Genomic DNA, 24,099 nt, shown 5'->3' with positions numbered 1-24,099 from the left:
GCGCGCATGACAGAAACGCTGCTCGCCCAGGCCCTCGTCGAGGAGGCCACCAAGAAGTCGGGCCTCATCTGGGTGCGCGGCGAAGGTCCTGCCCGCGCTCTGTGGCATGTGTGGCACGAGGGCGCGGCGCACCTCATCGGTGACGGCCCCGGCGAGCAGCCGCTGCCGGGGCTCGTCGACGGCGGCACCGCCGAAGTGACCGTACGCAGCAAGGACAAGGGCGGCCGTCTCGTCGCCTGGACGGCGAAGGTGACCGAGCTCGCGCCGCGCTCCGATGCGTGGGAGGCGGCCGTCGCCGAGCTCAAGGGCAAGCGCCTGAACGCGCCCGACGGTGAGCGGATGCCGCAGCGCTGGGCCGACGAGTGCCGGGTCGTCCGGCTCACCCCGCAGGACACGATCACCGACCTGCCCGACGGCTCCCTCGCGGCCCCGCCCCTGCCGACCGGGGCGACCACCCGGCAGCCGCTGCCCGACGCGCTGCCCCGGCTGCTGTTCAGGCGGAAGAAGCGGCGGGGCTGACCGGTCCTCGGACCGGGCCTCTACGAGTCGGGCAGCTGCTCGCCGTAGTCCACCATCTCGTCCTCGTCCGGCTCGCTGAGCGTGAAGTCCGTGCCCCAGTCGCTGAGTCGGAGCGTGCCCGCGTCGCCCGCGCGCTCCAGGCGCAGCGGATAGGGCTTGCCCTCGAGGGAGACATCCAGGGTGCCGCCCGCGCCCTTGTCGCCGGTGATCTCGATGCTGGGGTTGCCGTCGATCGTGCCGCGGTCTCCGGCGGCGAGCGCTCCGTGCAGGGTGAGCATGCCCGCCAGGAGGACGTCCTTGTCGGTGAAGCCGCTCAGCTGCTGGTAGGACGCGTCTTCCTCGGGGACCTTCACGTACTTGCCGTCGAGCTTGGCCGCGGCCTGGTCGTCCGCCTTGCCGGGCTTCTCGCCGCCGCCCTTGGCGTCCTCGTGGGTCCAGAAGGCGGAGTCGGCCTTCAGGAAGAGCTGCTTGCCGACGCGCAGCAGCTGAAAGGTCTCCCCCTTCGAGGTGACCGAGCCGGTGCCGCCCTCGCCCTTGAGCCGCATGTCGAGCTTGTACGTGTGGCCCTTGCTGACCAGCGTGCCCGAGAGCCGCACGGCGGGTGCCGCGTCGGCGGCGGCGCGGGACTTGCTCTGGATCTTCGCGGCGGAGAGTTTGCCGATGCCGTTCGTGCCCGCGTCAGGGTCCTCCTCGCTGCTGCACCCGGTCAGACCGGTGACCCCCAGGACGAGACCCGCGCACATCGCGCTCACGAGTGTCTTCTTGTGGATGCGGCGGACCGGGGGGATCGCTGACACAGGGGGCGCTGCCTCTCGTGGGGACGACGGCTACGGCTACGGCAGTACGGCAGCGTACCCGTGCTGACCAGTTGGATCGTCGCCAGTCCGGCCGGACGCACCGCCGGGGCGTATCCGACCGGGACGGGCTAGCCTGAAGCCCGCATTGATCGACAGAACAGCCGAAAAGCTACGAGCGAGAAAGGCGCGTGCAATGGCGGCAAGCGCCTCCCGGGTCTTCGTCTCGCATCTGGCCGGTACCGCCGTCTTCGACCCGAACGGCGACCAGGTGGGCCGGGTGCGTGACCTTGTGGCGACGCTGCGAGTGCAGCGCAGACCGCCCCGCCTCCTCGGCCTGGTCGTGGAGCTGTCGACGCGGCGCCGCATCTTCCTGCCGATGACCCGGGTGACCGGCATCGAGACGGGCCAGGTCATCACCACCGGCGTACTGAACGTGCGGCGCTTCGAGCAGCGGCCCACCGAGCGGCTCGTGCTCGGCGAGATGCTCGACCGTCGGGTCAGGCTCGTCGAGTCGGACGAGGAGGTCACCGTCCTCGACGTGTCGGTGCAGCAGCTGCCGGCCCGCCGCGACTGGGAGATCGACCGGGTCTTCGTGCGCAAGGGCAAGGGAGGCACCTTTCGGCGCAAGGGGGAGACGCTCACCGTGGAGTGGTCGGCTGTCGACGGCTTCTCCCTGGAGGAGCACGGCCAGGGCGCCGAGAGCCTGCTCGCCACCTTCGAACAGCTGCGCCCCGCGGACCTCGCCAACGTCCTGCACCACCTGACGCCGAAACGGCGGGCCGAAGTCGCCGCCGCGCTCGACGACGACCGGCTCGCCGACGTTCTCGAAGAGCTCCCCGAGGACGACCAGATCGAGATCCTCGGCAAGCTCAAGGAGGAGCGCGCCGCCGACGTCCTGGAGGCGATGGACCCGGACGACGCCGCCGACCTGCTCGCCGAGCTGCCCGAGGAGGACAAGGAGCGGCTGCTCACGCTGATGCAGCCGGACGACGCGGCGGATGTGCGGCGCCTGATGGCGTACGAGGAGCGCACCGCCGGCGGTCTGATGACGACCGAGCCGATCGTGCTCAGGCCGGACGCGACGGTCGCGGACGCCCTGGCGCGGGTGCGCCAGCAGGACCTGTCCCCCGCGCTCGCCGCGCAGGTCTACGTGTGCCGCCCGCCGGACGAGACGCCGACGGGCAAGTATCTGGGCACCGTGCACTTCCAGCGGCTCCTGCGCGATCCGCCGTACACGCTGGTCAGTTCGATCCTCGACGACGATCTGCAGACGCTCCTGCCGCAGACCGCGCTGCCGCAGGTCGCCGGGTTCTTCGCCACGTACGACATGGTCGCGGCCCCCGTCGTCGACGAGGGCGGCTCGCTGCTGGGCGCGGTCACCGTCGACGACGTGCTCGACCACATGCTGCCGGACGACTGGCGCGAGACCGAGTTCCACCAGGAAGAGGTGCCGCGTGCCACCGGCTGACCGGGAGCGGGACACCCGCGTCGAGCCCAGGCCCGCCCCGCGCTTCCGACTCGACCAGCCTCGGCCGCCGCGCCGCAAGTTCCTGCCGGAGTACGACCCCGAGGCCTTCGGGCGGCTCTCTGAGCGGATCGCGCGGTTCCTGGGCACGGGGCGCTTCATCGTCTGGATGACGGTCACCATCATCGTGTGGGTCGCCTGGAACGTCTGGGCGCCCGAGGTGCTGCGCTTCGACCCGTTCCCCTTCCTGTTCCTGACCCTCGCGCTGTCCCTCCAGGCGTCTTACGCGGCGCCCCTGATCCTGCTCGCGCAGAACCGGCAGGACGACCGGGACCGGGTCAACCTCGAACAGGACCGCAAGCAGAACGAGCGCTCCATCGCGGACACCGAGTATCTGAGCCGCGAGATCGCCTCGCTGCGCATGGGGCTCGGCGAGGTGGCCACCCGCGACTGGATCCGTTCCGAACTCCAGGACCTGGTCAAGGAGCTGGAGGAGCAGCGCAGGGGGAACCGCGTCGTATTCCCGGCCGAGGAGAGCGGCGGGCGTGATGTAGGCGACCGTTGACGGCTCTTTCCGGGGCACGGTTACCGCGCCGTACTATCGGACGTATGGCTACGGAAGACGCGGTGCGTGAAGCACTGGCGACGGTGAACGACCCCGAGATTCATCGACCCATCACCGAGTTGGGGATGGTCAAATCGGTAGGTATCTCCCCTGATGGGGCGGTAGCGGTCACCGTGTACCTCACGGTCTCCGGGTGCCCGATGCGCGAGACCATCACGAAGAACGTGACCGACGCGGTCGCCGCCGTCGAGGGCGTCACGCGCGTCGACGTCACCCTCGACGTGATGAGCGACGAGCAGCGCAAGGAGCTCGCGAGCGCGCTGCGCGGCGGCACCGCCGAGCGCGAGGTCCCCTTCGCCAAGCCCGGCTCACTGACCCGTGTCTACGCCGTCGCGTCCGGCAAGGGCGGCGTCGGCAAGTCCTCGGTGACGGTGAACCTCGCGGCAGCGATGGCGGCGGACGGCCTGAAGGTCGGCGTCGTGGACGCGGACATCTACGGCCACTCCGTGCCCCGGATGCTGGGCGCGGACGGGAAGCCCACCCAGGTCGAGGACATGATCATGCCGCCGTCGGCGCACGGCGTGAAGGTCATCTCGATCGGCATGTTCACCCCGGGCAACGCCCCGGTCGTGTGGCGCGGCCCGATGCTCCACCGCGCCCTCCAGCAGTTCCTCGCGGACGTCTTCTGGGGCGACCTCGACGTCCTGCTCCTCGACCTGCCGCCGGGCACCGGCGACATCGCGATCTCCGTCGCCCAGCTCGTCCCGAACGCCGAGATCCTCGTCGTGACGACGCCCCAGCAGGCGGCGGCCGAGGTCGCCGAGCGCGCGGGCTCCATCGCCGTACAGACCCACCAGAAGATCGTCGGCGTCGTCGAGAACATGGCGGGTCTTCCCTGCCCGCACTGCGGCGAGATGGTCGATGTCTTCGGCACGGGCGGCGGCCAGCGCGTCGCCGAGGGCCTCACGAAGACCACGGGCACGAACGTCCCGGTCCTCGGCTCCATCCCGATCGACGTGCGCCTGCGCGAGGGCGGCGACGAGGGCAAGCCGGTCGTCCTGACCGACCCCGACTCCCCCGCGGGCTCGGCCCTGCGCACGATCGCGGGCAAGCTGGGCGGCCGCCAGCGCGGCCTCGCGGGCATGACCCTGGGCATCACCCCGCGCAACAAGTTCTGAGGCCTTTCAAGCCTTCTTCCGTACGCCGATGGGGGCGCCGCTCGTCATGAGCGGCGCCCCCATCGGCGTATGTGTGCGACGGCCGGCTAGTCGGCGGCGTACGCGTGGATGTCCTTGACCACGGAGAAGCCCAGGCCGTACGCGCTCATGCCGCGCCCGTAGGCGCCCAGGTGCACGCCCTCCTCGGTGGATCCTGCGAGTACCCAGCCGAACTCGGACTCGCGGTAGTGGAACGAGGTCGGCACCCCGTCCACCGGGAGCGAGAGCGTCGACCAGTCCTCGCCCTGCAGATCGTCCGCGAGGGTCCAGGCCGTCTCGGTCTGCTGGTCCAGCCAGTCGTCGCGCAGGGTGTGGTCCATCTGGCTGGGCCAGGTGAAGGACAGCAACCCCACTCCGGCGAGCCAGGCCGCGGACGACACCGACGTCGCCTCAAGGAGGCCTGTGCCGTCCGGGCTGCGGCGCACCGGGTTGGCCGCGACGGTCACCACGACCGCGAAGCGCTCCTTGTCGCTGTTCCCGAAGGGTCCGTCACTCCGTACCGACGGCTCATCGCCGTGCCCGATGGAGCCGTGCTCCACCGCGCCGTCCGCGGCGTTGCCGACCTGCATCAGCCAGCGCTGCCCCGTGAAGGCCTCGTCGAGGCCGTACCAGGGGAAGGGCGCCAGCAGATAGCTGTCGACCGTGCGCCGGGCGGAGGGCATCGCCTGTGCGGTGCCGTCCGCGGCCGGCGCCTGTGCGCCTACGCGACTTGTCGTCTCCATGTACCCGGCCGCCTCCTCGTTCTCATCGGTCCGCAGGGCCCGCCCCCCTCGGGCGTCCTCAGCCGGACAACAAGGCAGGATAGCCACACCCGTTCCGGAAGCTGGGACACCGGTCGGCGGACGGGTGTATCGGAAGGGGTGCCGGGCGGCGCGCTCGGGGGCGCACCGCGGGTGCCTCGGAGGAGGTCAGGTGGCGTCCGCGTCGAACGGCGGGGGGTCGGCGGGCGCGGCCTTCTCGGGCTTCTTGTCCATGTCGATGCGGCCGTCCTTCTTGGCCATGTCGACGCGGCCGCCGCCCGTGTCGGACCCGCTGTCCGTGCCCGTCGCGCCGTCGGAGGATTCACTCTCCCGCCCGTGCACGGCGTCGGTGACCTCGGCCATCTCCTTCTTCAGGTCGAAGCCGTTCCGGATTTCCTTCAGGCCGAGCTCGTCGTTGTCGAGCTGCTTGCGGATGAAGGTCTTCGGATTCAGGTCCTCGAACTCGAAGTCCTTGAATTCCGGGCCGAGTTCACTGCGTATATCCGCCTTGGCGCTGTCCGAGAATTCACGGATCTTACGGATGGTGCGCGAGGCGTCCTGAATGAGCTTGGGCAGCTTGTCCGGGCCGAAAACGAGCACGGCGAGGATGATCAGCGCCACTACCTCGAGCGGGCCAATGTCTGAGAACACCTTGAGCTCCTTGCCATCCGGACCGGGTCCACGGTACCCGGCGTTCCTGTCCGTCCGGTAGCCGCTGGGCGACGGACGTGGATCAGCTCCCGTCCGAAGCCCCGAGCACGAGGGTCACTTTCCGGTCCTTTCCCGCTCGCTGGACGGTCAGTTCGAGACTGTCCTTGGGCCGGTGGGCGCGGATTTTGACGATCAGCTCGTCGCCGGAGTGGATGCGCCGGCCGTCCACCTCGGTGATGACGTCGCCCGGCTTGATGCCGGCGCGGTCGCCGGGGCCGCCCTTGTTCACGGCGGGGCCGCCGTCCTTGCCCTTGTCGCCGACGCGGGCGCCGTCGCCCGTGTACTCCATGTCGAGCGTGACACCGATCACAGGGTGCGTGGCCTTGCCGGTGTTGATCAGCTCTTCGGCGACGCGCTTGCCCTGGTTGATGGGGATGGCGAAGCCGAGCCCTATCGAACCTGCCTGCCCGCCGCCGGGCGCGGAGCTGTCGTCGGCGGAGCGGATGGCGCTGTTGATGCCGATGACGCGGGCGTCGCCGTCCATCAGCGGGCCGCCGGAGTTGCCGGGGTTGATGGGGGCGTCGGTCTGGAGCGCGTCGACATAACTGACATCACTGCCGTCGCCCTTCTCCCCACCGGCGGTGATGGGGCGCTCCTTGGCGCTGATGATGCCGGAGGTGACGGTGTTGGCCAGGTCGAAGGGGGCGCCGATGGCGACGACGGGGTCGCCCACCTGGACGTTCTCGGAGTTGCCGAGGGGCAGTGGCTTCAGTCCGCGTACGCCGGAGACCTTGACCACGGCGAGGTCGTACCCCGCGTCGCGGCCGATGACCTCCGCCTTGGCGCTCTCGCCGCCGCTGAAGGTGACCGATATTTCGCCGCCGGTCCCCGCGGGCTCGACCACGTGGTTGTTGGTGAGGATGTGGCCCTTGCCGTCCAGCACGAAGCCGGTGCCGGTGCCCTGCGCCTCGTCGCCGCTGACGTGCAGGGTCACGACGCCGGGCAGCGAGCTCGCCGCGATCCCGGCGACGCTGTCCTTGGCCCGCGCCTTGTCCTGCGACCTGGCCTGCGGCAGCTCGATGTCCGAGACTCCGGCGTTGCGCTCCAGATAGGCCCCGATGGCTCCACCGATGCCACCGGCCACGAGCGTGATGACAGCGATCCCGACCAGAATGATCCGCCGCGCCAGCTTCTTCTGCTTGGCCTCGTCGACAGGAACGGCACCGTTCTGCTGGAGGGGCGCGTTCCAGGGGTCGTAGGGCTGCCGGGGCGGGGCGGCGGCTGCGGGTGGCTGGGGGTGGGCCTGCGGTTGGGGGGTGCTGTGGGCCGGGGCGAGGGCCGGTCCGGGGGTGCCGTGGGGCGGGGTTCCGCTGTGGTTCGCCGCCGGAAGCTGCGTGCCGTGCGCCGGGGTCGCCGCCGGGTGCTGTACGGGCGGGGCGGGGGCCCAGGGGCCGGGCTCACCGTAGGGCGGGGTGCTGTACGGATCGGGATCGTGCAGCGGACGGGGGCGTTCAGCGGAGCCACCAGGAGCGGCAGCGTCGCCGGGCACGACGGGAGCGGGGCCCGCCTGGGCCGGAACGCCCGAATCCGGGGCGCCGGGCCCAGTGGCCGGGGCGGAAGCCGCGTCGACCGGAGCTGGGGCACCCGGAGCCGGGCTGCCCGAAGCAGCGTCGCCGGGCACGACGGGAGCGGGGCCCGCCTGGGCCGGAACGCCCGGATCCGGGGCGCCCCTCTGAGGAGCCGCGGCAGCCGGAGCTGTGGGGGTGGAGCCGGGCGGCGCCGCGGGAGGAGCGGGCTCGGGGGTCAACCCGAGCGAAGGCGGCTCAGGCACCGCCCCAGGCGGAACCGCCGCGGCCAGGGTGAAGTCGCCGGAGGCGTCCTCCGCTCGGCCGGCGGGGGCTATGGCCTCGTCGGGGCCGCCCCGCTCCGGTCCCGTTCCGTCAGGCGCGGACGCCGACCTGGGGCGGCTCCACCATTTCGCCTTCGTGGGCTTGCCCTCGTCCATGCTCTCCCCACACCTGGCCTACGGCGGACGCCGTTCACGTGCTCAACTCCGCGCCCGCCACAAGCCTCGGGCAGGCACGGCCCACCGAGGATTCAACCAGGTTCCCGCGCCGAAGCCCGCAGAGCACGTCAATGGATCTGCGAAGTGCCCTGCAGTGTGCCTTCGATGGGCGAGGACGCCGAGGTGTGCGCCGGGTCCGCCTCACCGCTCGAACTGGCACCCTGCGAAGCCACCCCGCCCAGCGTCGGCACAGTGCCCGCGGCGGGCGTGCCGCTCGGTACGACGGGAGGGACCGGCCGGATCAGCGGGGACATGATCGCCGCGCCGGTCAGCATCGGCGCCGCGACCTGATGCGGGGCGGACACGGACTCGGGCTGCTGGATACGAGGACCCCGGGCGGGCACTCCGGGCAGCAGGGGCCCGGTCGCCCGCGTCGGCGCGACCGGCGCCGCGAGGACTCCGGGACGCTGGCCCTGCACCGTCAGCGGTCCGCTGCCACGGCGTCGGACGGAATCGGGAGCCGTGGTGGCCCCCGAGCCCGGCGAACGCATCGGCGTCGCATTGCTGTTACCGCTGCCCGAACCGCTGTTGCCGCCCGAGCTGTTGGTGCTGCCGGAGCTGTTGCTGGTGCCCGAGCCCGCGCGCGGGTCACCCGGGTCGGCGGGAACGCCCGTCGTGACGCCGCCCAGCGCTATCGCGGCCAGCGACACCGCACCCGCGGCGGCGAAGGCGAACCGCCGTCCACGCCACAGCGAACGCTCGGCCTCGTGGCGGCCCACGTCGTGGCGGTCGACGTCATGGATACGGAAACCGCGGCCCGAACTCGGCAGCAGCGGGCCATGGGCGCCCGCGGGGGCGTAGCCGAAGGTCTCCGGTTGTATGCCGAAGACTCCGGTCGGAGGCAGCCCGGACTCGGTGTCCGCGGTGGCGAAGCCGCTGCTTCCAGGGGGTCTTGGGCCGGAAGGAGGCTCGCTGCCACCGCCGGGAAGGCCTTGGAGCCGGGCGAGGAAACTCTCGGAGGGAGGCGGCGGCGCCACCTCGGCGAAGACACTCTTGAGCCGCCGCTGTGCGTCGGCCTCGGTCTTGCACTTCGGACAGGTCGCGAGATGAGCGAGGACTCGCTCACGCGCGTCATGGCCCAACTCACCGTCCACCAGGGCGGCGAGTCGGTCCCCCAGATGCTGCTCGGCCAGATGCCGCTCAACAGGATTCGACCGTGATCCACTCACGCGGTCGCGCCCCCTCCTCCCAGCGCCACGGCTCCTGCGAGCGAGCGGCGCTCGGCGCGGGCTTCGGGCGACCGGTGCTGAAGGGCCTTGCGCAGCTGCGAGCGGCCACGGTGGATACGGCTGCGGACCGTGCCCAGCTTGACGCCCAGGGTCGCGGCGATCTCCTCGTACGAGAGGCCTTCGATGTCGCACAGGACCACTGCCGCGCGGAACTCGGGAGCGAGGGTGTCGAGCGCCTGCTGCACGTCCGCGTCGAAGTGCGTGTCGTTGAAGACCTGCTGCGGCGACGGCTCACGGCTGGGGAGGCGCTCGGCCGCGTCGTCCCCGAGGGCGTCGAAGCGGATGCGCTGCTTGCGGCGCACCATGTCCAGGAAGAGGTTCGTGGTGATGCGGTGCAGCCAGCCCTCGAACGTGCCGGGGGTGTAGGTCGACAGGGACCGGAAGACACGGACGAAGACCTCTTGTGTGAGGTCCTCGGCGTCGTGCTGATTGCCGGTCAGGCGATACGCAAGGCGATAGACCCGTCCGCTGTGCGTGCTGACGATCTCCTCCCAGGTGGGCGGAGTCCACGCCTGCGAATCCGCGTCAGCGGCAAAGGTCGCGGTCTGAGCGGAGCTGGCAGCGTGGAATCGGTCAGCGGTGTCGGTCACGGATTTCGGCTCACCCACCAACCCGAGAAAGCGCTTCAGCGCTCCTCTCCGATTCGCGGACGCAGCCGCACCTCCCCTGTCGGCTCTGGTGGTGTCCAGTGGAGCCCCTACCATAACCACCTCGCCCGTTAGCTCCGGATAAGCGTTTTTACTGGAATTTGGTACGGGCTTCCTGCCAGCTGTCCCGCCTGGTCGAAGAGCCCACGGCCAGTCTTGATCCATTCGTTACCCCCGGCGTCCGCCTACCCCTACTAAACGCCCGGTCCCATCTGCGGGTTCCCACCCCCAACGGATACAGTCACGGCCAGGCAACCACGGGGACAGGAGAGGGCCATTACCGGCAACCGGCAGACGAGCTGGGCGTTCGCCGACGCCTTTGTCGCCGAGGACGAGGCCACGCGCTGGGCCCGTGACCGGGCCCAGGAGTCAGGGCTGCCCTCGGTGTCTCCCGGTACGGGCGCCGCACTGCGCATGCTGGCAGCCACGGCGGACGCCAAGGCCGTCGCCGAGATCGGAACGGGCACGGGCGTGTCCGGGCTCCACCTGCTGCACGGAATGCGACCCGACGGAGTCCTGACCACCGTCGATCCCGAGCCCGAGCGCCAGCAGTTCGCGCGGGAGGCCTTCCGTGCCGCCGGATTCGCCGGCAACCGCGCGCGGTTCATCCCCGGCCGCGCACTCGACGTACTGCCGCGCCTCGCGGACGGCGGATACGACCTCGTGTTCTGTGACGGCGACCGCACGGAGTACCTGGACTACCTCGCTGAATCGTTGCGCCTGCTGCGCCCGGGCGGGCTTGTCTGCTTCGAGGGCGCCTTCTCCGACGGCCGGACGGTGGACTCCGGTCCCCAGCCGGCCGAGGTGCTGCGCATCCGCGAGCTCCTGCGCACCGTCCGCGAGAGCCAGGACCTGATGCCGGCCTTGCTCCCGGTGGGCGACGGCCTGCTCTGCGCGGTCAAACGCTGAGCGTTCCCCTGGGCGAGCGGTTCTGTCCCCCGGGTGCTTCGTGTTCCGTCCGGCTTGTGGTGCCTCGTTCTCTGGCTGCGGACGCATCGTGGCTCGGCGCGCAGTTCCCCGCGCCCCTGACGGGGCCCTCCTGCGGGGCCCCGGTATCCCGGACATAGCACTGCCCCGGCATGTCTTTACGATGCCGGGGCAGTGAAAAAGTGTGGGCGCTTCCGCGTCAGCCGACGACCTTCTTCAGGGCGTCGCCGAGTGCATCGGCCTCGTCCGGAGTCAGTTCGACGACAAGTCGTCCGCCGCCTTCGAGCGGAACGCGCATGACGATGCCCCGCCCCTCCTTGGTCACCTCGAGCGGGCCGTCGCCCGTCCGCGGCTTCATGGCCGCCATGCTCGTTCCCCTTCCTGAAACCAGCTCATCGCAGCCGACAACCCAGGTGTCACCGGCATCGAACATATTGCTTCCAGGCCATTATCCCGCATGGCAGGACCCGATGACCAACATCGGTCTGCATCGCTTGCGCAACGCGCGCCCGCAAAACCACTCAATTCGGCGATGTGGCTGCGATACTGCGCCGCCTCTTACGCCTGAGCGGCCGGGAATCCTTTGACGCAGGTCACATATCTCCCCTCATGTCGGAGCCCGATGATCTCCGTCATGCTGGGCTCGGACAAAGATGACCGGCGCAGGACCACTGGAGGGGATTCACCATGGCCGACACCGTGCTCTACGAGGTGAGCGACGGGCTCGCGACCATCACGCTCAACCGCCCCGAGGCGATGAACGCGATGAACGTCGAGGCCAAGGTCGCTCTGCGAGAGGCGGTGCAGTCGGCCGAGTCGGACCCCGCGGTCCGTGCCGTCCTGCTCACCGCGACCGGGCGTGCCTTCTGTGTGGGGCAGGACCTGAAAGAACACGTCGGTCTGCTCATGTCGGACCGCGCGGCGGGCACCGGACAGACGATGAGCACGGTGCGGGAGCACTACAACCCCATCCTGAGCGCCCTGACGGGGATGGCCAAGCCGGTCGTCGCCGGGGTCAACGGCGTCGCGGCCGGTGCGGGCCTCGGCTTCGCGCTCGCCGCCGACTACCGCGTCGTCGCGGACACCGCGCGCTTCAACACGTCCTTCGCCGGCGTCGCGCTGACCGCCGACTCGGGCGTCTCCTGGACGCTGCAGCGCCTGATCGGTCCCGGCCGTGCCGCCGATCTCCTGCTGTTCCCGCGCAACATCAGCGCACAGGACGCGTACGACCTGGGGATCGCCAACAAGGTCGTCCCGGAGGCCGAGTTGGCGGCCGAGGCGGAGAAGCTGGCCCGCACTCTGGCCGAGGGCCCGACCCTCGCCTACGGGGCCCTCAAGGAGTCGCTCGCCTACGCGGCGGGCCACACCCTGGAGGAGTCCCTGGCCAAGGAGGAGGAGCTCCAGGCGAAGGCGGGCGCCTCCGAGGACCACGCGATCGCCGTCCAGGCGTTCCTGGACAAGGCGAAGCCGAAGTACCTGGGCCGCTAGCGCCCCTGGGGGACGCGGATCACGCAGTCCTCCAGGTGGTCGTTCACCAGGCCGCAGGCCTGCATGAGAGCGTATGCCGTGGTGGGGCCGACGAATCGGATGCCGCGCTTCTTCAGGGCCTTGGACAGGGCCGTGGATTCGGGCGTGATGGCCGGTACGTCGGCCAGGGCGCTCGGGGCCCTGCGGGAGGCCGGGCCCGGCGCGTGCGACCAGATGAGCTCGTCGAGCTCTCCCTCTGACCAGTCGGCGAGCACGCGCGCGTTGGCGAGGGTCGCGTCGACCTTGGCGCGGTTGCGGATGATGCCGGGGTCGGCGAGGAGGCGCTCCCGGTCGGCGTCGGTGAACCGCGCGACCTCAGCGATCTTGAAGTCGGCAAAGGCGGCGCGGAAGCCCTCGCGGCGGCGCAGGATCGTGATCCACGAGAGGCCGGACTGGAAGGCCTCCAGGCAGAGCCGTTCGTACAGGGCGTCGTCCCCGTGGACCGGGCGGCCCCACTCCTCGTCGTGGTACGTCACGTAGTCCTCGGTCGAGAGGCCCCAGGGGCAGCGCAGTCTGCCGTCCGGGCCCGCCACCGCGTCGCCGCTCACCGGCCGTCCTCCTCTTCGGCCGCGTCCTTCGGGGCCGGCTGGTCCTGGGGCGTGGCCGGGCCGTGCGTCTTGAAGAGGCCGGGGCCGCCGACGGCGGTGGCCTGTGCGCCGGCGAGAGCGGCCTCCAGCTCCGCGATGTGGGCGTCACGCTCGGCCAGTTCGGCGGCGAGGCGGCCAAGGGCGTCGTCCACGTCCGCCATGCGGTAGCCCCGCAGGGTCAGCGGGAAGCGCACTGCTTCCACGTCCGCGCGGCGCAGGGCACGGTCCGGCGGCAGCGGGTCGGTGAACCGCTCGGCCGCCACGTCGGGCAGCGCGGCGCGCTCCCCTCCGCCGACCACGGCCAAGGTCACCGCGCCGACCACCACGACGAGGGCGATGACCAGGAACAAGAACAAGACCATCTCTTCGGGCCCCCACGCTCGACTGCCGTGCTGAAACTGTCAGGGTCCGATCGTGCCATGCACCTGTGACAGTTAAGGTCGCAGGCGGCCGGACCACGGCACCGACGAAGGAGGCTCACCGGGGATGCTCAGGCTTGGCAGGCGTGAATTTGACGCGCACGAGCCGGTGATCATGGCAATCGTGAACCGGACCCCTGACTCCTTCTACGACCAGGGCGCCACGTTCCGCGACGAGCCCGCGCTCGCCCGCGTCGAGCAGGCGGTGTCGGAGGGCGCTGCCATCATCGACATCGGTGGGGTCAAGGCCGGTCCCGGCGACGAGGTGACGGCCGAGGAGGAGGCGCGGCGGACGGTCGGCTTCGTCGCCGATGTGCGCAAGCGGTTCCCCGATGTCGTCATCAGCGTTGACACGTGGAGGCACGAGGTCGGCGAGGCGGTCTGCGAGGCCGGCGCCGACCTCCTGAACGACGCGTGGGGCGGGGTCGATCCCCGCCTCGCGGAAGTCGCCGCGCGCTACGGCGTGGGTCTGGTGTGCACGCACGCGGGTGGCGCCGAGCCGCGGACCCGCCCCCATCGGCGCACGTACGAGGACGTCATGGCCGACATCCTCTCCGTCACCCTCGGCCTCGCCGAGCGCGCGGTCGCGCTCGGGGTTCCGCGTGAGTCCGTGATGATCGATCCCGGGCACGACTTCGGTAAGAACACGCGGCATTCGCTGGAGGCGACGCGGCGGCTCGGGGAGATGGTGGAGACCGGGTGGCCCGTGCTCGTGTCCCTGTCCAACAAGGACTTCGTCGGCGAGACGCTCGACAAGCCGGTCAAGGAGCGGGTGGTGGGGACGCTCGCCACGACCGCGGTGTCGGCCTGGCTGGGGGCGCAGGTGTACCGGGTGCACGAGGTCGCGGAGACGCGGCAGGTCCTCGACATGGTGACCACGATCGCCGGGCACCGGGAGCCGGCGGTGGCTCGGCGGGGGCTGGCGTAAGGAGCAGGAACTCTCCCCCGACGCCGCCCCGGAGGTCCGGGGCCCTCCCCAGACCTCCGAACCTCGAACGCCGGACGGGCTGGGGAGGGCACGGGGAATCGGGTGGGCGAGTGGGGAAGATCCGCCGCGAAGCAGCGGTGTTGGGAATGGCCGCAGCGAGGCGGGGTCGGACGGCCCCGCCCGAAGTGGCTCGCCCCGCCCGCCCGGCCAGGGCCTAGCGGCCGACTTCCTTCGTCACCAGGGAGACCGCCTCGTCCACGTCGTCCGTGATGTGGAAGAGGTGCAGGTCGTGTTCCGAGGCCTTGCCGCCGGCCACCACCGTGTCGCGCAGCCAGTCGACGAGTCCTCCCCAGTACGCCGAGCCGAAGAGGACGATCGGGAAGCGGGTCACCTTGCGGGTCTGGACGAGGGTGAGGGCCTCGAAGAGCTCGTCCAGGGTGCCGAGGCCGCCGGGCAGGACCACGAAGCCCTGCGCGTACTTCACGAACATGGTCTTCCGCACGAAGAAGTAGCGGAAGTTCACGCCGATGTCGACGTGCTCGTTCATGCCCTGCTCGAAGGGCAGCTCGATGCCGAGGCCCACGGAGACGCCCTTGGCCTCGCGCGCGCCCCTGTTGGCCGCCTCCATGGCGCCGGGGCCGCCCCCGGTGATCACGGCGAAGCCCGCGTCGACCAGTGCCTTGCCGATGCGGACGCCCGCCTCGTACTCCAGTGATCCCGGCGGCGTGCGGGCCGATCCGAAGACGCTGATGGCGCTGGGGAGTTCGGCGAGCGCGCCGAAGCCTTCCACGAACTCGGACTGGATGCGCATGACCCGCCAGGGGTCGGTGTGCACCCACTCCGACTCGCCCTCGGCGTCGGTGTCGAGGAGCCGCTGGTCGGTGGTGCCGGGGGTGATCTGCTCACGCCGCCGCACCACGGGCCCCAAGTGCTGCTCGTCCCGCGGGCCCTGCCCTTCTGGACTACCCATGAACGTCCCCTTCCACTGACGGTCCTGCTCGACGTGCTGGTGTGCTCGACGTGCTGCTTCAGCGTAGATCTACGGGCGTTACGGGCGACGGACCCTTGCGGGAAATCAGGATGTCAGCCAGGCACTCAGCCGCTCCTCGGCCTCCGGGATGAGGGAGGCCTTCACGCGCTCGTCGATCTTGTGGGCGAGCAGCGGGTTCCCCGGGCTGTAGTTCACGGCGGGCACGCCGAGCGCGCTGAAGCGGGAGACGTCCGTCCAGCCGAACTTGGGAAGGGCCTCGCCGCCGACCGCCGCCATGAAGGCCGCGGCTGCCGGGTGGTCGAGGCCGGGGCGCGCGCCGCCCGTGTGGTCGTCGACGACGAACTCGTCGATCTCGCAGTCGGCGAAGTAGTCGCGCACGAAGGCGAGTGCCTCGTCCTCGGAGCGGTCCGGCGCGTAGCGGAAGTTGACGACGACGGTGCACTCGTCGGGGATGACGTTGGTGGCGACGCCGCCCTCGACGCGTACGGCGTTGAGGCCCTCGTGGTACCGCAGGCCGTCGACCACCGGCTTGCGCGGCTCGTACGCGGCGAGCTTCGCCAGGATCGGCGCGGCCTTGTGGATGGCGTTCGAGCCCATCCACGCGCGCGCGGAGTGCGCGCGCGTGCCCTTCGTCTTCAGGAAGACCCGCAGGGTGCCCTGGCAGCCGCCCTCGACCTGGTTGTCGGTCGGCTCCAGGAGGATCGCGAAGTCGCCGGCGAGCCAGTCGGGGTGGGCCTCGGCGACATGGCCGAGGCCGTTCAGATGCGCGGCGACCTCTTCGTTGTCGTAGAAGACGAAGGTGAGGTCGCGGTTCGGCTCGGTAAGGGTCTGCGCGATGCGCAGCTGGATGGCGACGCCCGACTTCATGTCGCAGGTGCCGCAGCCCCACAGGATGCCGTCCTCGTCCAGGCGCGACGGCACGTTGTCCGCGATCGGGACGGTGTCGATGTGCCCGGCGAGGATCACGCGCTCGGCCCGGCCCAGATTCGTGCGCGCCACGACGTTGTTGCCGTGCCGGTCGACCGTGAGGTGCGGCAGACCGCGCAGGGCCGTCTCGATCGCGTCCGCGAGGGCTTTCTCCTGACCGCTCGGCGACGGGAAATCGACCAGCTGGGCGGTGAGCGCGGCGGCGTCGAGCGTGAGGTCGAGCGACGTGTCGTGTGAGGTCTGGGCCATGGCTTCGACCCTAACGCCCCTCGGCGCACGGCCTTGTCGGTGACCTCCAGTACCTTGGTCGCGTGCCTGAGCCCCCCACCCTCGCCCGGCGCGGCCGCCTCCTCCGTATCGGGGCCGCGGTCGCGGTCCTGCTCGCTCTCGTGGGGTACGTGATCGTGCAGTACGTCTTCGGCGGCAAGCCCGCTCCGCGCTGCCAGGTCGTCTCGGGCAACGGCGACGGGGCGTCGTACGAGTTCGAGGCCGAGCAGGCACAGAACGCGGCGACGGTCGCCGCCGTGGGCACCTCGCGCGGCATGCCGGAGCGCGCGGTCACCATCGCCCTGGCGACGGCGCTCCAGGAGTCGGGCCTTCGCAACATCAGCCACGGTGACCGGGACTCGCTCGGCCTCTTCCAGCAGCGGCCCTCGCAGGGCTGGGGCAACGAGAAACAGATCATGGACCCGGCGTACTCGGCGGCGCGTTTCTACGCCCATCTCAAGGACGTCCCGGGCTACTCACGGCTCCCCCTGACCGTCGCGGCGCAGCGCGTGCAGCGCAGCGGCTACCCCCAGGCGTACGCGAAGCACGAGCCGGACGCCGCGCTGCTCGCCGCCGCGCTGACGGGCCGCGCCCCCGCAACCCTCACCTGCGAGGGCCGCACGGCCGACGAGCCGGGCGACCCGGCGAAGGTGCGCGAGGCCCTGGTCCGGGACTTCGGCCGCGAGGTGACCCCGGAGGGCGGCAGCGGCGACACGGTCACTGTCCCGGTGAACGCCACGGCGGCAGGCGCCGAGGGCGGGGCCGAGCAGCGGGGCTGGGAGCTGGCGCACTGGGCGGTGGCCCAGGCAGCCACGCTCGGCATCGAGCGCGTCTCGTACGGCGGCCGGGAGTGGAGCGCCGCGGATTCCGGCAAGGAATGGCGCAAGCCGGGCAGGGCTGCCGCAACAGACGCAGAAAGGCAGCGCACCGACGCCGACACCGGCGCGGGCGAGGTCCGAATTGTCCTTGGGCAGTAGTACGGCGGGTCACCCGATCGAGTCACGCTGATCACGCACGGGCGATGGACCGCCCAGACTTTCGCGCACCCTCCCCGCACCCGCCGGACCCCTTGCGAACACAGAGCATTGACGATTCAGCAGGCTCACTCCGACTGATCCTTTTGCCCGTTTTTATCCACAGCCGATTATGCGATGCATTGCCAATTCTTTGCGTTGAGCCACCGCAACCTTCGAGGGCTTCGAGCGGTAGTCACTGCGTCCAAGCGCCGGAGGCCATCCGGCCGGACACCCCAACGTTCTCTCCCGTCTGAAGGAGCATCATGTCCCTCCCCCTGACCCGTCGGATCGCCCGCGCCGCGCTGCTCATCGCAGCGGGGGCGGCTCCCGTGGTCGGTGCGGCCGGCTCCGCAAGCGCCGCACAGCTTCCGGCCACCCCTGACCTGGGCGGTGTGACCGCCCTGGACAGCGCCGGTCTGGGCAACACCGTCGACGGCGCGGCACAGAACACCACCGGTCTCGCGGGTGAGACCGGCAGCAAGGCCGTGAAGAAGGGTGTCCCGACCGCGGGCAAGGTCGTCGGCTCCGGCGCCAAGACCGCCACCCCCGTCGCGCAGAAGGCCGCGGGTGACCTCGCGGGCAGCGCCGGTGACGTGGTCGGCGACACCGCGGGCACGGCCACCAAGGGCGGCCTGCCGACCGACGCCGTCGGCAAGGGCGGCCTGCCCACCGACCAGCTGCCGGTCAAGAGCCTGCCGCTCGGCTGATTCGCCGTCCCTGCGAGAAGGGCCCGGAGCACTGGCTCCGGGCCCTTCTCGCACGTCGCTGCGGCTTCGGCCGCTCAGACGAGCCGCTCGACCGCCGCGGCCACGCGCTCGTCCGTCGCGGTCAGCGCCACCCGTACGAAGCGGTCGCCCGCGGGGCCGTAGAAGTCGCCGGGCGCCACGAGGACGCCGAGCTGCGCGAGATGCCCGACGGTGTCCCAGCAGGACTCGTCCCGGGTCGCCCAGAGGTAGAGGCTCGCCTCGCTGTGCTCGATGCGGAAGCCGTGCTTCTGGAGGGCGTCGCGCAGGGCGGTGCGGCGGGCCGCGTACCGCTCGCGCTGTTCGTGGACGTGCTGGTCGTCCCCGAGCGCGGCGACGACCGCCGCCTGCGTCGGCGCGGACGTCATCATGCCGCCGTGCTTGCGGATCTGCAGCAGGTCGCCGAGGACGTCCGCGTCACCGGCGACGAACGCCGCGCGGTAGCCCGCGAGGTTCGAGCGCTTGGAGAGCGAATGGACGGCGACGATCCCCTCGTAGGAACCGCCGCACACGTCCGGGTGGAGGACCGAGACCGGCTCCGCCTCCCAGCCGAGCTCCAGGTAGCACTCGTCACTCACGAGGAGGACGCCGTGCTCACGCGCCCAGGCGACGGTACGGGTCAGCTCCTGCCCGGACAGGACGCGACCGGTCGGATTCGAGGGCGAGTTGAGCCAGAGGAGCCTGAGGTTCGTCGGGTCGAGGTCCGTCGGGTCGTCGTACGAGACGTACTCGGCGCGGGCCAGGCGCGCGCCCACCTCGTACGTCGGGTAGGCGAGGCGCGGGTAGGCGACGACGTCGCCCGGGCCGAGGCCCAGTTGCGTCGGGAGCCAGGCCACCAGTTCCTTGGAGCCCACGATCGGGAGCACGTTCCGGTGCGTGACATCGCGCGCGCCGAGGCGCCGCTCGCACCAGCCGGTGATCGCGTCGCGCAGCTCGGGCGTGCCCCACACCGTCGGGTAGCCCGGCGAGTCCGCCGCCGCGATCAGCGCCTTCTGGATCAGCTCCGGGACCGGGTCGACCGGGGTGCCCACCGACAGGTCGACGATGCCGCCGGGGTGGGCGGCCGCCGTGGCCTTGTACGGCTCGAGCTTGTCCCAGGGGAAGGCGGGAAGGCGGCCGGAGAGACCTGAGGCTGCGGACACGTGCTGACTCCCGTACTGCGTGTACGTACTGCGGATACGTTCTGGGTGGGCAAATGCCTCGGTCCCGCACGGCGACTGTGCCGTACGGGACCGGGGCGGCGCTTCAAGCTGCCGTTACTGGTTCTGCGGCGGCAATGCGGCGATGAAGGCGTGGTCGCGCTCGATCAGACCGAGCTTGCTGGCACCACCGGGCGATCCGAGCTCGTCGAAGAACTCGACGTTCGCCTTGTAGTAGTCCTTCCACTCTTCCGGAGTGTCGTCTTCGTAGAAGATCGCCTCGACCGGGCAGACCGGTTCGCAGGCTCCGCAGTCGACGCATTCGTCCGGGTGGATATACAAGGACCGGGAGCCCTCGTAAATGCAGTCGACCGGGCACTCCTCGATGCACGCCTTGTCCTTGACGTCGACACAAGGCTGCGCGATGACGTATGTCACGCTGTCGTTCCTCCTCGATACGGGCGTTGGCGGGCCGTCCTCAGGCTCCGCTCGCCTGGCGCGCGGGAGCGCGGCGTCGTCGATGCCCACCTCTAGTATCTCCGTTCCCGGGCGTGATCCGAACAGGAGGGGCATAGAGAGCTGTGGAATTCATTTCGGGCGGACGGCTTGAGGTCCGCATCACCCCTGCTGACGTGGGCAAACGAGTTTCGGTACGTCGCCTGAATGAAGGGCCCGGAACGGACGGCAAGTTCACTGACACGGTGGGTGTTCTCACATCGTGGAATGACGGTGTGGTGCTGATCACACGTCGCGATGGTGAGCGTGTCCGGTTCGCGGAGAGTGTCCTGGTGGCGGGCAAGGTCGTCCCCGCGGCCCCGGCCCGCAGGCGCGGCCCGGCGGCTTCCTACCCGGAGCTGGCACGCGTGTCCGCGCGCGCCTGGCAGCCCGTCGAGAGCGAGCCGCTCGGCGAGTGGGAGCTGCGGGCAGCGGCCGGATTCACCCGGCGGGCGAACTCGGTGCTCCCGCTGGGCGATCCGGGACGGCCGCTGGGCGAGGCCCTCGCATCCGTACGCGACTGGTACGAGGAGCGGGAGCTGCCCGCGTACATACAGACCGCGACCGGGGCCGAAGGCACCCAGGAGGTGCTCTGCGCGGAGCTCGAGGAGCGGGGATGGGAGCGCGAGGTGAGCGCCGAGCTCCACATCGGCGCTCTCGCGCCCCTCGGTGATCTGGACGCGCCCGGAACAGGGGCGGAACAGGTGCTTCTGTCGCGCTCCTTCGACGAGGCGTGGCTGCGGCGGTACAAGCGATTCGGGGTCCCGGGGCCCCATGTGCTCAAGGTGCTGGCGGGCGGCCCCTCGGTGTGGTTCGCTTCCGTGCCCGGGGGCTCTCATGAGGCCGGGCCCGCGGCGATCGGGCGGTGCGTCGTGGACGGACGCTGGGCGGGATTCATGGCGGTCGAGGTGGATCCGGCGCACCGCAGGCAGGGACTGGCGACCGCGGTGATGGCCGCGCTGTCCCGGCAGGCGCTCGCGGAAGGCGCTTCGGCGGCCTGGCTGCAGGTCGAGGACGACAACGAGGGTGCGCGGGCGCTGTACGGCCGTCTTGGCTTCGCCGCGCACCACACGTACCACCACTATCGATACCCGTCGGCTCGGTAGCTACCGGCCGGCTCGGTAAGTAAGGCGCGAGGCACGCATGCACGAGGAGTCAAGGACGGCCGCGTCCAGACGGCGGTTCGCCGAGGAGGCCAGGTCCGAGCGGCCCGACCTGTCCCTGCTGTGCCTCCTGGTGAGCGCGGAGGCGGATCCGGAGCTCGGCGAGGACGACATCGACGCGGCGCAGATCGAGCTCGACCGGCTCGCCGGGCAGCTCCCCCACCGGCCCGGCGGGGCGCGGGAGTGGGCGGCCGCGCTCGCCGAACTCCTGGGCGCGCGGTGCGGGTTCATGGGAACGCCCGCCGACTACCAGCGTCTGGAGTCCTCCCTCCTCCACGAGGTCCTCGAGCGCCGCCGCGGTCTTCCGATCCTGCTCTCGGTGGTGTGGATCGAGGTGGCACGGCGGGCGGGAGCGCCCGTCTACGGCGTCGCGCTGCCCGGTCACTTCGTGGTCGGCTTCGGCGCCCGCGAGGAGCAGGTCCTCGTCGACCCGTTCGCCGGCGGGCGGCTCCTCACGGGCGCCGACGCGGAGCTGCTCGTCGCCGGGGCTTCGGGCGGCACGGTGTCCGCATCGATGCTGACGCCCGCCGATCCGCTGAACGTCGTGCTGCGCATCCTCAACAACATCCGCGCGTGGGCGGCGGCCCGCCCCGAGCGCTCGGATGTCGCGCTCTGGGCGGTCGAACTCTCCCTGCTGCTGCCCGCCCACCCGGCGCGGCTGCGCTACGAACGGGCCCAACTCCTGGTCCAGCGCGGTGACTTCCTCGCGGGCGCCGCGGAACTCGAGCTGTACGCCGACGTGGTGACGCCGGTGGAGCCGACCACGGCGGACCGGGTGCGGGACCAGGCGCGGGCCGCGCGGGCGATGCTCAACTGACTCTGTCCGCTCAACTGCCCGCTCGCGTACGGGCGTAGCGCCCGGGTGCGATGCCCACCACCCGCTTGAAGTGCCGGGTGAGGTGCGACTGGTCGTAGAAGCCGGCGGCGCTCGCCACCTCGCCCGGCGGCTGCCCCGCCAGGAGGAGACGGCGGGCACGGTCGACGCGGCGGGACATCACGTACTGGTGCGGCGCGATACCGAAGGCCCCGCTGAAGGCGCGTACGAGATGGGTGGGGTGGGCGTGGACCAGGCGCGCGGCCTCGTCCAGCGTCACGCCGTCGAGCAGCCGCTCGTCCAGGAGGTCGCGGAGGTTCTGGGCAACGCCCTGTCCAGGGCCGCCGGCCGGTTCGGTGGTGAGCCTGGGGCGCAGGTGTCCGCGCAGCCGCTCGCCGATCAGGGCCAGGCGGCTCTCGGCCTCCAGTTCGTCGCCCCGGCGGGCCAGGGCCGCGTGCAGCCGGCCCACGCGGCTGCGCAGGACGGGGTCGACCAGATCGGGGCCGTCCACCGCGGGGCCGATGAAGCTCGCGTCCAGCTGCGTCATGTCCAGGTAGAGCACGCGTTTGCGGAAGCCGTCGGGAGTGGCGGGCGAGCCGTTGTGCGGGACCTGGGGCGGGAGCAGGGAGACGGTGTCGCCCGGTGTCCCGTGCTCATGGCGGTCCAGGTCGTAGCGGACGGCTCCGTCGTCCACGATCAGCAGGGTCCACGCGTCGTGGACGTGCATCGGGTACGCGTGCTCGGTGAAGTGGGCATGGAAGACCTCCACGACACCCGCGACCGGCGGGCGCCATGCGGATATCTCCTGCCGGGCCACCATGCAAAGAACGTACAAGACGCGGCGACGGCCCACTCGGCAGTCTCGAGGCATGAGAACCACCGCTGAGACAGCCACCGCCACCGCCGGGATCACGGGCGAGGCGCCCGTCCGCTTCGACACGAAGATCGCCGTGCTGCTCCGTGACGACCTGGAGCCCTGGCAGCGCCTCAACGTGACCGCGTTCCTGGTCAGCGGGCTCGGCACGGCGGCTCCCGAGGTGGTCGGCGAGCCGTACGAGGACGCCGACGGCACCCCCTACCTGTCGATGTTCCGGCAGCCCGTCATGGTCTTCGAAGGGGCGAAGGAGACGCTGACCGCCGCGCACGGCCGCGCGCTTTCGCGTTCGCTGCCGAGGGCGGTGTTCACGTCCGACCTGTTCGCCACCGGCAACGACCGGGACAACCGGGCCGCGGTGCGGGCCGTGCCGACGGCTCAGCTCGACCTGGTGGGAATCCTCGTCCACGGCCCGCGCAACGCGGTCGACAAGGTCCTCAAAGGGGCCCGGATGCACCCTTGACCGAGGGGGGCACCGGGGCGGGAAGAGATCGGAGCGCTATCGATCGGCCCGGCAGGGCACGAAGCTCCTATGCATCCCCAATCCCCGGAGCGGCGAAGCCTCTTCGCCGATCAGGCACGGTCCGCGCGGCCCGATCTCGCGCTGCTGTGCCTGCTGATCGGCGCGGAGGCGGACCCGGATCTCGACGACGCGGGCGTGCGCACGACGCGGCGCATCCTCGACCGCCTTGCCGATCAGCTGGCCGATCGGCTCCCCGCCAAGGCCGGCGACCCCCGGTCCTGGGCTCTCACCCTGGCCGAACTGCTCGGCACGCACTACGGGTTCAGGGGCAGACCCGGCGACTACCAGCACCTTCGGTCAGCGCTGCTGCACGAGGTCCTTCGGCGGCGCAGAGGCCTGCCCATCCTGCTTTCGGTGGTGTGGATCGAGGTCGCCCGTCGCGCGGGCGTGCCCGTGCACGGAGTGGCCCTGCCCGGCCATTTCGTGGTCGGCTTCGGCGCGCGCGACGAACAGGTCCTGGCCAATCCGTTCGCGGGCGGGCACGTACTGTCCCCCACGGACGCGGAGTTGCTGGTGGCGGGAGCCACGGGCACGCCGCTCGTACCGTCCATGCTGAGTCCCGCGGGACCTCTCGACATCGTTCTGCGCGTCCTCAACAACATCCGCGCGTGGGCAGCGGCCCGCCCCGAGCGCTCGGACGTCGCGCTCTGGGCGGTCGAACTCTCCCTGCTGCTGCCGGCGCACTCCGACCGGCTGCACTACGACCGCGCCCAACTCCTCGTACGGCGGGGCGACTTCCTCGCGGGCGCGCTGGAGATCGAGATGTACGCCGACGCCCTGGCCGCCACCGACGAAGAGGCGGCAGTGCGGCTGCGCCAGGAGGCGAGCGGGGCGCGGGCGATGCTTAACTGACCGCTCGGGCCC

The 24,099-nt window shown here is 71.1% G+C and carries 27 protein-coding genes; 13 read left to right on the top strand and 14 right to left on the bottom strand.

Annotated elements, in window-relative coordinates:
- Positions 1-6: 6 nt before the first annotated feature.
- The gene (locus ACZ5WE_RS17190) at positions 7-519 is read left to right on the top strand and encodes a hypothetical protein (RefSeq protein WP_467688798.1); all 513 of its coding nucleotides are present in this window, start codon (positions 7-9) and stop codon (positions 517-519) included.
- Positions 520-539: 20 nt separating this feature from the next.
- Here the strand turns inward: ACZ5WE_RS17190 and ACZ5WE_RS17185 are convergent, their stop codons facing one another.
- The gene (locus ACZ5WE_RS17185) at positions 540-1,262 is read right to left on the bottom strand and encodes a hypothetical protein (RefSeq protein ID WP_467689201.1); all 723 of its coding nucleotides are present in this window, start codon (positions 1,260-1,262) and stop codon (positions 540-542) included.
- 247 nt (positions 1,263-1,509) lie between these two features.
- Here ACZ5WE_RS17185 and ACZ5WE_RS17180 point away from each other — a divergent pair, with 247 nt between their 5' ends.
- From ACZ5WE_RS17180 to ACZ5WE_RS17170, 3 genes are read left to right on the top strand one after another with little or no spacing between them, the layout of a single operon-like run.
- A complete protein-coding gene (locus ACZ5WE_RS17180; RefSeq protein WP_467688796.1) occupies positions 1,510-2,784 on the top strand; it encodes a magnesium transporter MgtE N-terminal domain-containing protein in 1,275 nt (424 codons plus the stop codon).
- Positions 2,771-3,346, top strand: coding sequence for a DUF1003 domain-containing protein (locus tag ACZ5WE_RS17175; RefSeq protein WP_467688794.1), 576 nt, complete (start codon positions 2,771-2,773; stop codon positions 3,344-3,346). Before ACZ5WE_RS17180 ends, ACZ5WE_RS17175 begins: the two co-directional genes overlap by 14 nt.
- A 44-nt stretch (positions 3,347-3,390) precedes the next feature.
- Positions 3,391-4,524 (top strand): Mrp/NBP35 family ATP-binding protein, encoded by a 1,134-nt coding sequence (locus ACZ5WE_RS17170; protein WP_467688792.1) that lies wholly within the window; start codon positions 3,391-3,393, stop codon positions 4,522-4,524.
- A gap of 86 nt (positions 4,525-4,610) precedes the next feature.
- On the opposite strand, the gene ACZ5WE_RS17165 is transcribed toward ACZ5WE_RS17170, so the two are convergent.
- The 5 genes from ACZ5WE_RS17165 to sigE all read right to left on the bottom strand — a co-directional run bounded on the left by ACZ5WE_RS17165 (position 4,611) and on the right by sigE (position 9,952).
- The gene (locus tag ACZ5WE_RS17165) at positions 4,611-5,285 is read right to left on the bottom strand and encodes a hypothetical protein (protein WP_467688790.1); all 675 of its coding nucleotides are present in this window, start codon (positions 5,283-5,285) and stop codon (positions 4,611-4,613) included.
- A gap of 186 nt (positions 5,286-5,471) precedes the next feature.
- A complete protein-coding gene (locus ACZ5WE_RS17160; protein WP_467688788.1) occupies positions 5,472-5,954 on the bottom strand; it encodes a sec-independent translocase in 483 nt (160 codons plus the stop codon).
- A gap of 82 nt (positions 5,955-6,036) precedes the next feature.
- Positions 6,037-7,959, bottom strand: a complete 1,923-nt coding sequence (locus tag ACZ5WE_RS17155) for a S1C family serine protease (RefSeq protein WP_467688786.1) — start codon at positions 7,957-7,959, stop codon at positions 6,037-6,039.
- Positions 7,960-8,087: 128 nt separating this feature from the next.
- A complete protein-coding gene (locus tag ACZ5WE_RS17150; protein ID WP_467688784.1) occupies positions 8,088-9,188 on the bottom strand; it encodes an anti-sigma factor family protein in 1,101 nt (366 codons plus the stop codon).
- Complete coding sequence (gene sigE, locus ACZ5WE_RS17145; RefSeq protein WP_467688782.1) at positions 9,185-9,952, bottom strand: RNA polymerase sigma factor SigE; 768 nt, start codon at positions 9,950-9,952, stop codon at positions 9,185-9,187. The genes ACZ5WE_RS17150 and sigE overlap by 4 nt, the downstream gene beginning before the upstream one ends.
- Before the next feature lie 153 nt (positions 9,953-10,105).
- Between sigE and ACZ5WE_RS17140 the strand changes: the two genes are divergently transcribed.
- Positions 10,106-10,804, top strand: coding sequence for an O-methyltransferase (locus ACZ5WE_RS17140; protein WP_467689199.1), 699 nt, complete (start codon positions 10,106-10,108; stop codon positions 10,802-10,804).
- A 217-nt stretch (positions 10,805-11,021) separates the two neighbouring features.
- Here the strand turns inward: ACZ5WE_RS17140 and ACZ5WE_RS17135 are convergent, their stop codons facing one another.
- On the bottom strand, positions 11,022-11,189 hold the full coding sequence (locus ACZ5WE_RS17135; RefSeq protein ID WP_003966491.1) for a DUF3117 domain-containing protein: 168 nt from the start codon (positions 11,187-11,189) through the stop codon (positions 11,022-11,024).
- Between the two features lie 320 nt (positions 11,190-11,509).
- On the opposite strand from ACZ5WE_RS17135, the gene chcB reads away from it, so the two are divergent.
- Positions 11,510-12,310, top strand: a complete 801-nt coding sequence (chcB, locus tag ACZ5WE_RS17130) for a 2-cyclohexenylcarbonyl CoA isomerase (protein WP_467688780.1) — start codon at positions 11,510-11,512, stop codon at positions 12,308-12,310.
- On the opposite strand, the gene ACZ5WE_RS17125 is transcribed toward chcB, so the two are convergent.
- Together ACZ5WE_RS17125 and ACZ5WE_RS17120 are read right to left on the bottom strand one after the other, a co-directional pair.
- Positions 12,307-12,897 (bottom strand): DNA-3-methyladenine glycosylase I, encoded by a 591-nt coding sequence (locus tag ACZ5WE_RS17125; RefSeq protein WP_467688778.1) that lies wholly within the window; start codon positions 12,895-12,897, stop codon positions 12,307-12,309. The two genes, chcB and ACZ5WE_RS17125, sit on opposite strands and share 4 nt — an antisense overlap.
- A complete protein-coding gene (locus ACZ5WE_RS17120; protein ID WP_467688776.1) occupies positions 12,894-13,298 on the bottom strand; it encodes a DivIVA domain-containing protein in 405 nt (134 codons plus the stop codon). The genes ACZ5WE_RS17125 and ACZ5WE_RS17120 overlap by 4 nt, the downstream gene beginning before the upstream one ends.
- Before the next feature lie 124 nt (positions 13,299-13,422).
- On the opposite strand from ACZ5WE_RS17120, the gene folP reads away from it, so the two are divergent.
- Positions 13,423-14,283, top strand: a complete 861-nt coding sequence (gene folP / locus ACZ5WE_RS17115) for a dihydropteroate synthase (protein WP_467688774.1) — start codon at positions 13,423-13,425, stop codon at positions 14,281-14,283.
- A 214-nt stretch (positions 14,284-14,497) separates the two neighbouring features.
- Here the strand turns inward: folP and ACZ5WE_RS17110 are convergent, their stop codons facing one another.
- Together ACZ5WE_RS17110 and dapE are read right to left on the bottom strand one after the other, a co-directional pair.
- A complete protein-coding gene (locus ACZ5WE_RS17110) occupies positions 14,498-15,253 on the bottom strand; it encodes an LOG family protein (protein WP_467688772.1) in 756 nt (251 codons plus the stop codon).
- A gap of 105 nt (positions 15,254-15,358) precedes the next feature.
- Entirely contained in the window at positions 15,359-16,450 is a 1,092-nt protein-coding gene (gene dapE, locus ACZ5WE_RS17105) for a succinyl-diaminopimelate desuccinylase (RefSeq protein WP_467688770.1), read from the bottom strand.
- 62 nt (positions 16,451-16,512) lie between these two features.
- On the opposite strand from dapE, the gene ACZ5WE_RS17100 reads away from it, so the two are divergent.
- Together ACZ5WE_RS17100 and ACZ5WE_RS17095 are read left to right on the top strand one after the other, a co-directional pair.
- A complete protein-coding gene (locus ACZ5WE_RS17100) occupies positions 16,513-17,445 on the top strand; it encodes a VldE C-terminal domain-containing protein (RefSeq protein WP_467688768.1) in 933 nt (310 codons plus the stop codon).
- A gap of 302 nt (positions 17,446-17,747) precedes the next feature.
- Positions 17,748-18,191 carry an ATP-binding protein gene (locus ACZ5WE_RS17095; protein WP_467688766.1) on the top strand — a complete coding sequence of 148 codons (444 nt, stop codon included), beginning with the start codon at positions 17,748-17,750 and terminating at the stop codon, positions 18,189-18,191.
- A 74-nt stretch (positions 18,192-18,265) separates the two neighbouring features.
- Here the strand turns inward: ACZ5WE_RS17095 and ACZ5WE_RS17090 are convergent, their stop codons facing one another.
- Both ACZ5WE_RS17090 and fdxA read right to left on the bottom strand, forming a co-directional pair.
- Positions 18,266-19,369, bottom strand: a complete 1,104-nt coding sequence (locus ACZ5WE_RS17090) for a bifunctional succinyldiaminopimelate transaminase/glutamate-prephenate aminotransferase (protein WP_467688764.1) — start codon at positions 19,367-19,369, stop codon at positions 18,266-18,268.
- Positions 19,370-19,483: 114 nt separating this feature from the next.
- Positions 19,484-19,804, bottom strand: a complete 321-nt coding sequence (gene fdxA / locus ACZ5WE_RS17085) for a ferredoxin (RefSeq protein WP_030573070.1) — start codon at positions 19,802-19,804, stop codon at positions 19,484-19,486.
- A 143-nt stretch (positions 19,805-19,947) separates the two neighbouring features.
- On the opposite strand from fdxA, the gene ACZ5WE_RS17080 reads away from it, so the two are divergent.
- Positions 19,948-20,967 carry a GNAT family N-acetyltransferase gene (locus tag ACZ5WE_RS17080; protein WP_467688762.1) on the top strand — a complete coding sequence of 340 codons (1,020 nt, stop codon included), beginning with the start codon at positions 19,948-19,950 and terminating at the stop codon, positions 20,965-20,967.
- Positions 20,968-21,004: 37 nt separating this feature from the next.
- A complete protein-coding gene (locus ACZ5WE_RS17075) occupies positions 21,005-21,841 on the top strand; it encodes a transglutaminase family protein (RefSeq protein ID WP_467688760.1) in 837 nt (278 codons plus the stop codon).
- A 10-nt stretch (positions 21,842-21,851) separates the two neighbouring features.
- On the opposite strand, the gene ACZ5WE_RS17070 is transcribed toward ACZ5WE_RS17075, so the two are convergent.
- Complete coding sequence (locus ACZ5WE_RS17070) at positions 21,852-22,658, bottom strand: helix-turn-helix transcriptional regulator (protein WP_467688758.1); 807 nt, start codon at positions 22,656-22,658, stop codon at positions 21,852-21,854.
- Positions 22,659-22,707: 49 nt separating this feature from the next.
- Here ACZ5WE_RS17070 and ACZ5WE_RS17065 point away from each other — a divergent pair, with 49 nt between their 5' ends.
- Positions 22,708-23,175, top strand: coding sequence for a DUF2000 family protein (locus tag ACZ5WE_RS17065; RefSeq protein WP_467688756.1), 468 nt, complete (start codon positions 22,708-22,710; stop codon positions 23,173-23,175).
- Between the two features lie 69 nt (positions 23,176-23,244).
- Positions 23,245-24,087 carry a transglutaminase family protein gene (locus tag ACZ5WE_RS17060; RefSeq protein WP_467688754.1) on the top strand — a complete coding sequence of 281 codons (843 nt, stop codon included), beginning with the start codon at positions 23,245-23,247 and terminating at the stop codon, positions 24,085-24,087.
- The last annotated feature ends 12 nt before the right edge of the window (positions 24,088-24,099 follow it).

It is taken from the genome of Streptomyces sp. NPDC033180, assembly GCF_055577645.1.
Note: the sequence above shows the minus strand (reverse complement) of the source record. Positions and strands in the feature narration are given on the sequence as shown.

Excerpts from the sequence above, each read along its gene's own strand:
- ACZ5WE_RS17190 (WP_467688798.1), top strand. The coding sequence starts at position 7 with ATGACAGAAACGCTGCTCGCCCAGGCCCTCGTCGAGGAGGCCACCAAG.
- ACZ5WE_RS17180 (WP_467688796.1), top strand. The coding sequence starts at position 1,510 with ATGGCGGCAAGCGCCTCCCGGGTCTTCGTCTCGCATCTGGCCGGTACC.
- dapE (WP_467688770.1), bottom strand. The coding sequence starts at position 16,450 with ATGGCCCAGACCTCACACGACACGTCGCTCGACCTCACGCTCGACGCC.
- ACZ5WE_RS17170 (WP_467688792.1), top strand. The coding sequence starts at position 3,391 with ATGGCTACGGAAGACGCGGTGCGTGAAGCACTGGCGACGGTGAACGAC.
- sigE (WP_467688782.1), bottom strand. The coding sequence starts at position 9,952 with ATGGTAGGGGCTCCACTGGACACCACCAGAGCCGACAGGGGAGGTGCG.
- chcB (WP_467688780.1), top strand. The coding sequence starts at position 11,510 with ATGGCCGACACCGTGCTCTACGAGGTGAGCGACGGGCTCGCGACCATC.
- ACZ5WE_RS17110 (WP_467688772.1), bottom strand. The coding sequence starts at position 15,253 with ATGGGTAGTCCAGAAGGGCAGGGCCCGCGGGACGAGCAGCACTTGGGG.
- ACZ5WE_RS17060 (WP_467688754.1), top strand. The coding sequence starts at position 23,245 with ATGCATCCCCAATCCCCGGAGCGGCGAAGCCTCTTCGCCGATCAGGCA.
- ACZ5WE_RS17135 (WP_003966491.1), bottom strand. The coding sequence starts at position 11,189 with ATGGCGGCCATGAAGCCGCGGACGGGCGACGGCCCGCTCGAGGTGACC.
- ACZ5WE_RS17065 (WP_467688756.1), top strand. The coding sequence starts at position 22,708 with ATGAGAACCACCGCTGAGACAGCCACCGCCACCGCCGGGATCACGGGC.
- ACZ5WE_RS17075 (WP_467688760.1), top strand. The coding sequence starts at position 21,005 with ATGCACGAGGAGTCAAGGACGGCCGCGTCCAGACGGCGGTTCGCCGAG.
- ACZ5WE_RS17155 (WP_467688786.1), bottom strand. The coding sequence starts at position 7,959 with ATGGACGAGGGCAAGCCCACGAAGGCGAAATGGTGGAGCCGCCCCAGG.
- ACZ5WE_RS17120 (WP_467688776.1), bottom strand. The coding sequence starts at position 13,298 with ATGGTCTTGTTCTTGTTCCTGGTCATCGCCCTCGTCGTGGTGGTCGGC.
- ACZ5WE_RS17070 (WP_467688758.1), bottom strand. The coding sequence starts at position 22,658 with ATGGTGGCCCGGCAGGAGATATCCGCATGGCGCCCGCCGGTCGCGGGT.
- folP (WP_467688774.1), top strand. The coding sequence starts at position 13,423 with ATGCTCAGGCTTGGCAGGCGTGAATTTGACGCGCACGAGCCGGTGATC.
- ACZ5WE_RS17165 (WP_467688790.1), bottom strand. The coding sequence starts at position 5,285 with ATGGAGACGACAAGTCGCGTAGGCGCACAGGCGCCGGCCGCGGACGGC.
- ACZ5WE_RS17095 (WP_467688766.1), top strand. The coding sequence starts at position 17,748 with ATGTCCCTCCCCCTGACCCGTCGGATCGCCCGCGCCGCGCTGCTCATC.
- ACZ5WE_RS17185 (WP_467689201.1), bottom strand. The coding sequence starts at position 1,262 with ATGTGCGCGGGTCTCGTCCTGGGGGTCACCGGTCTGACCGGGTGCAGC.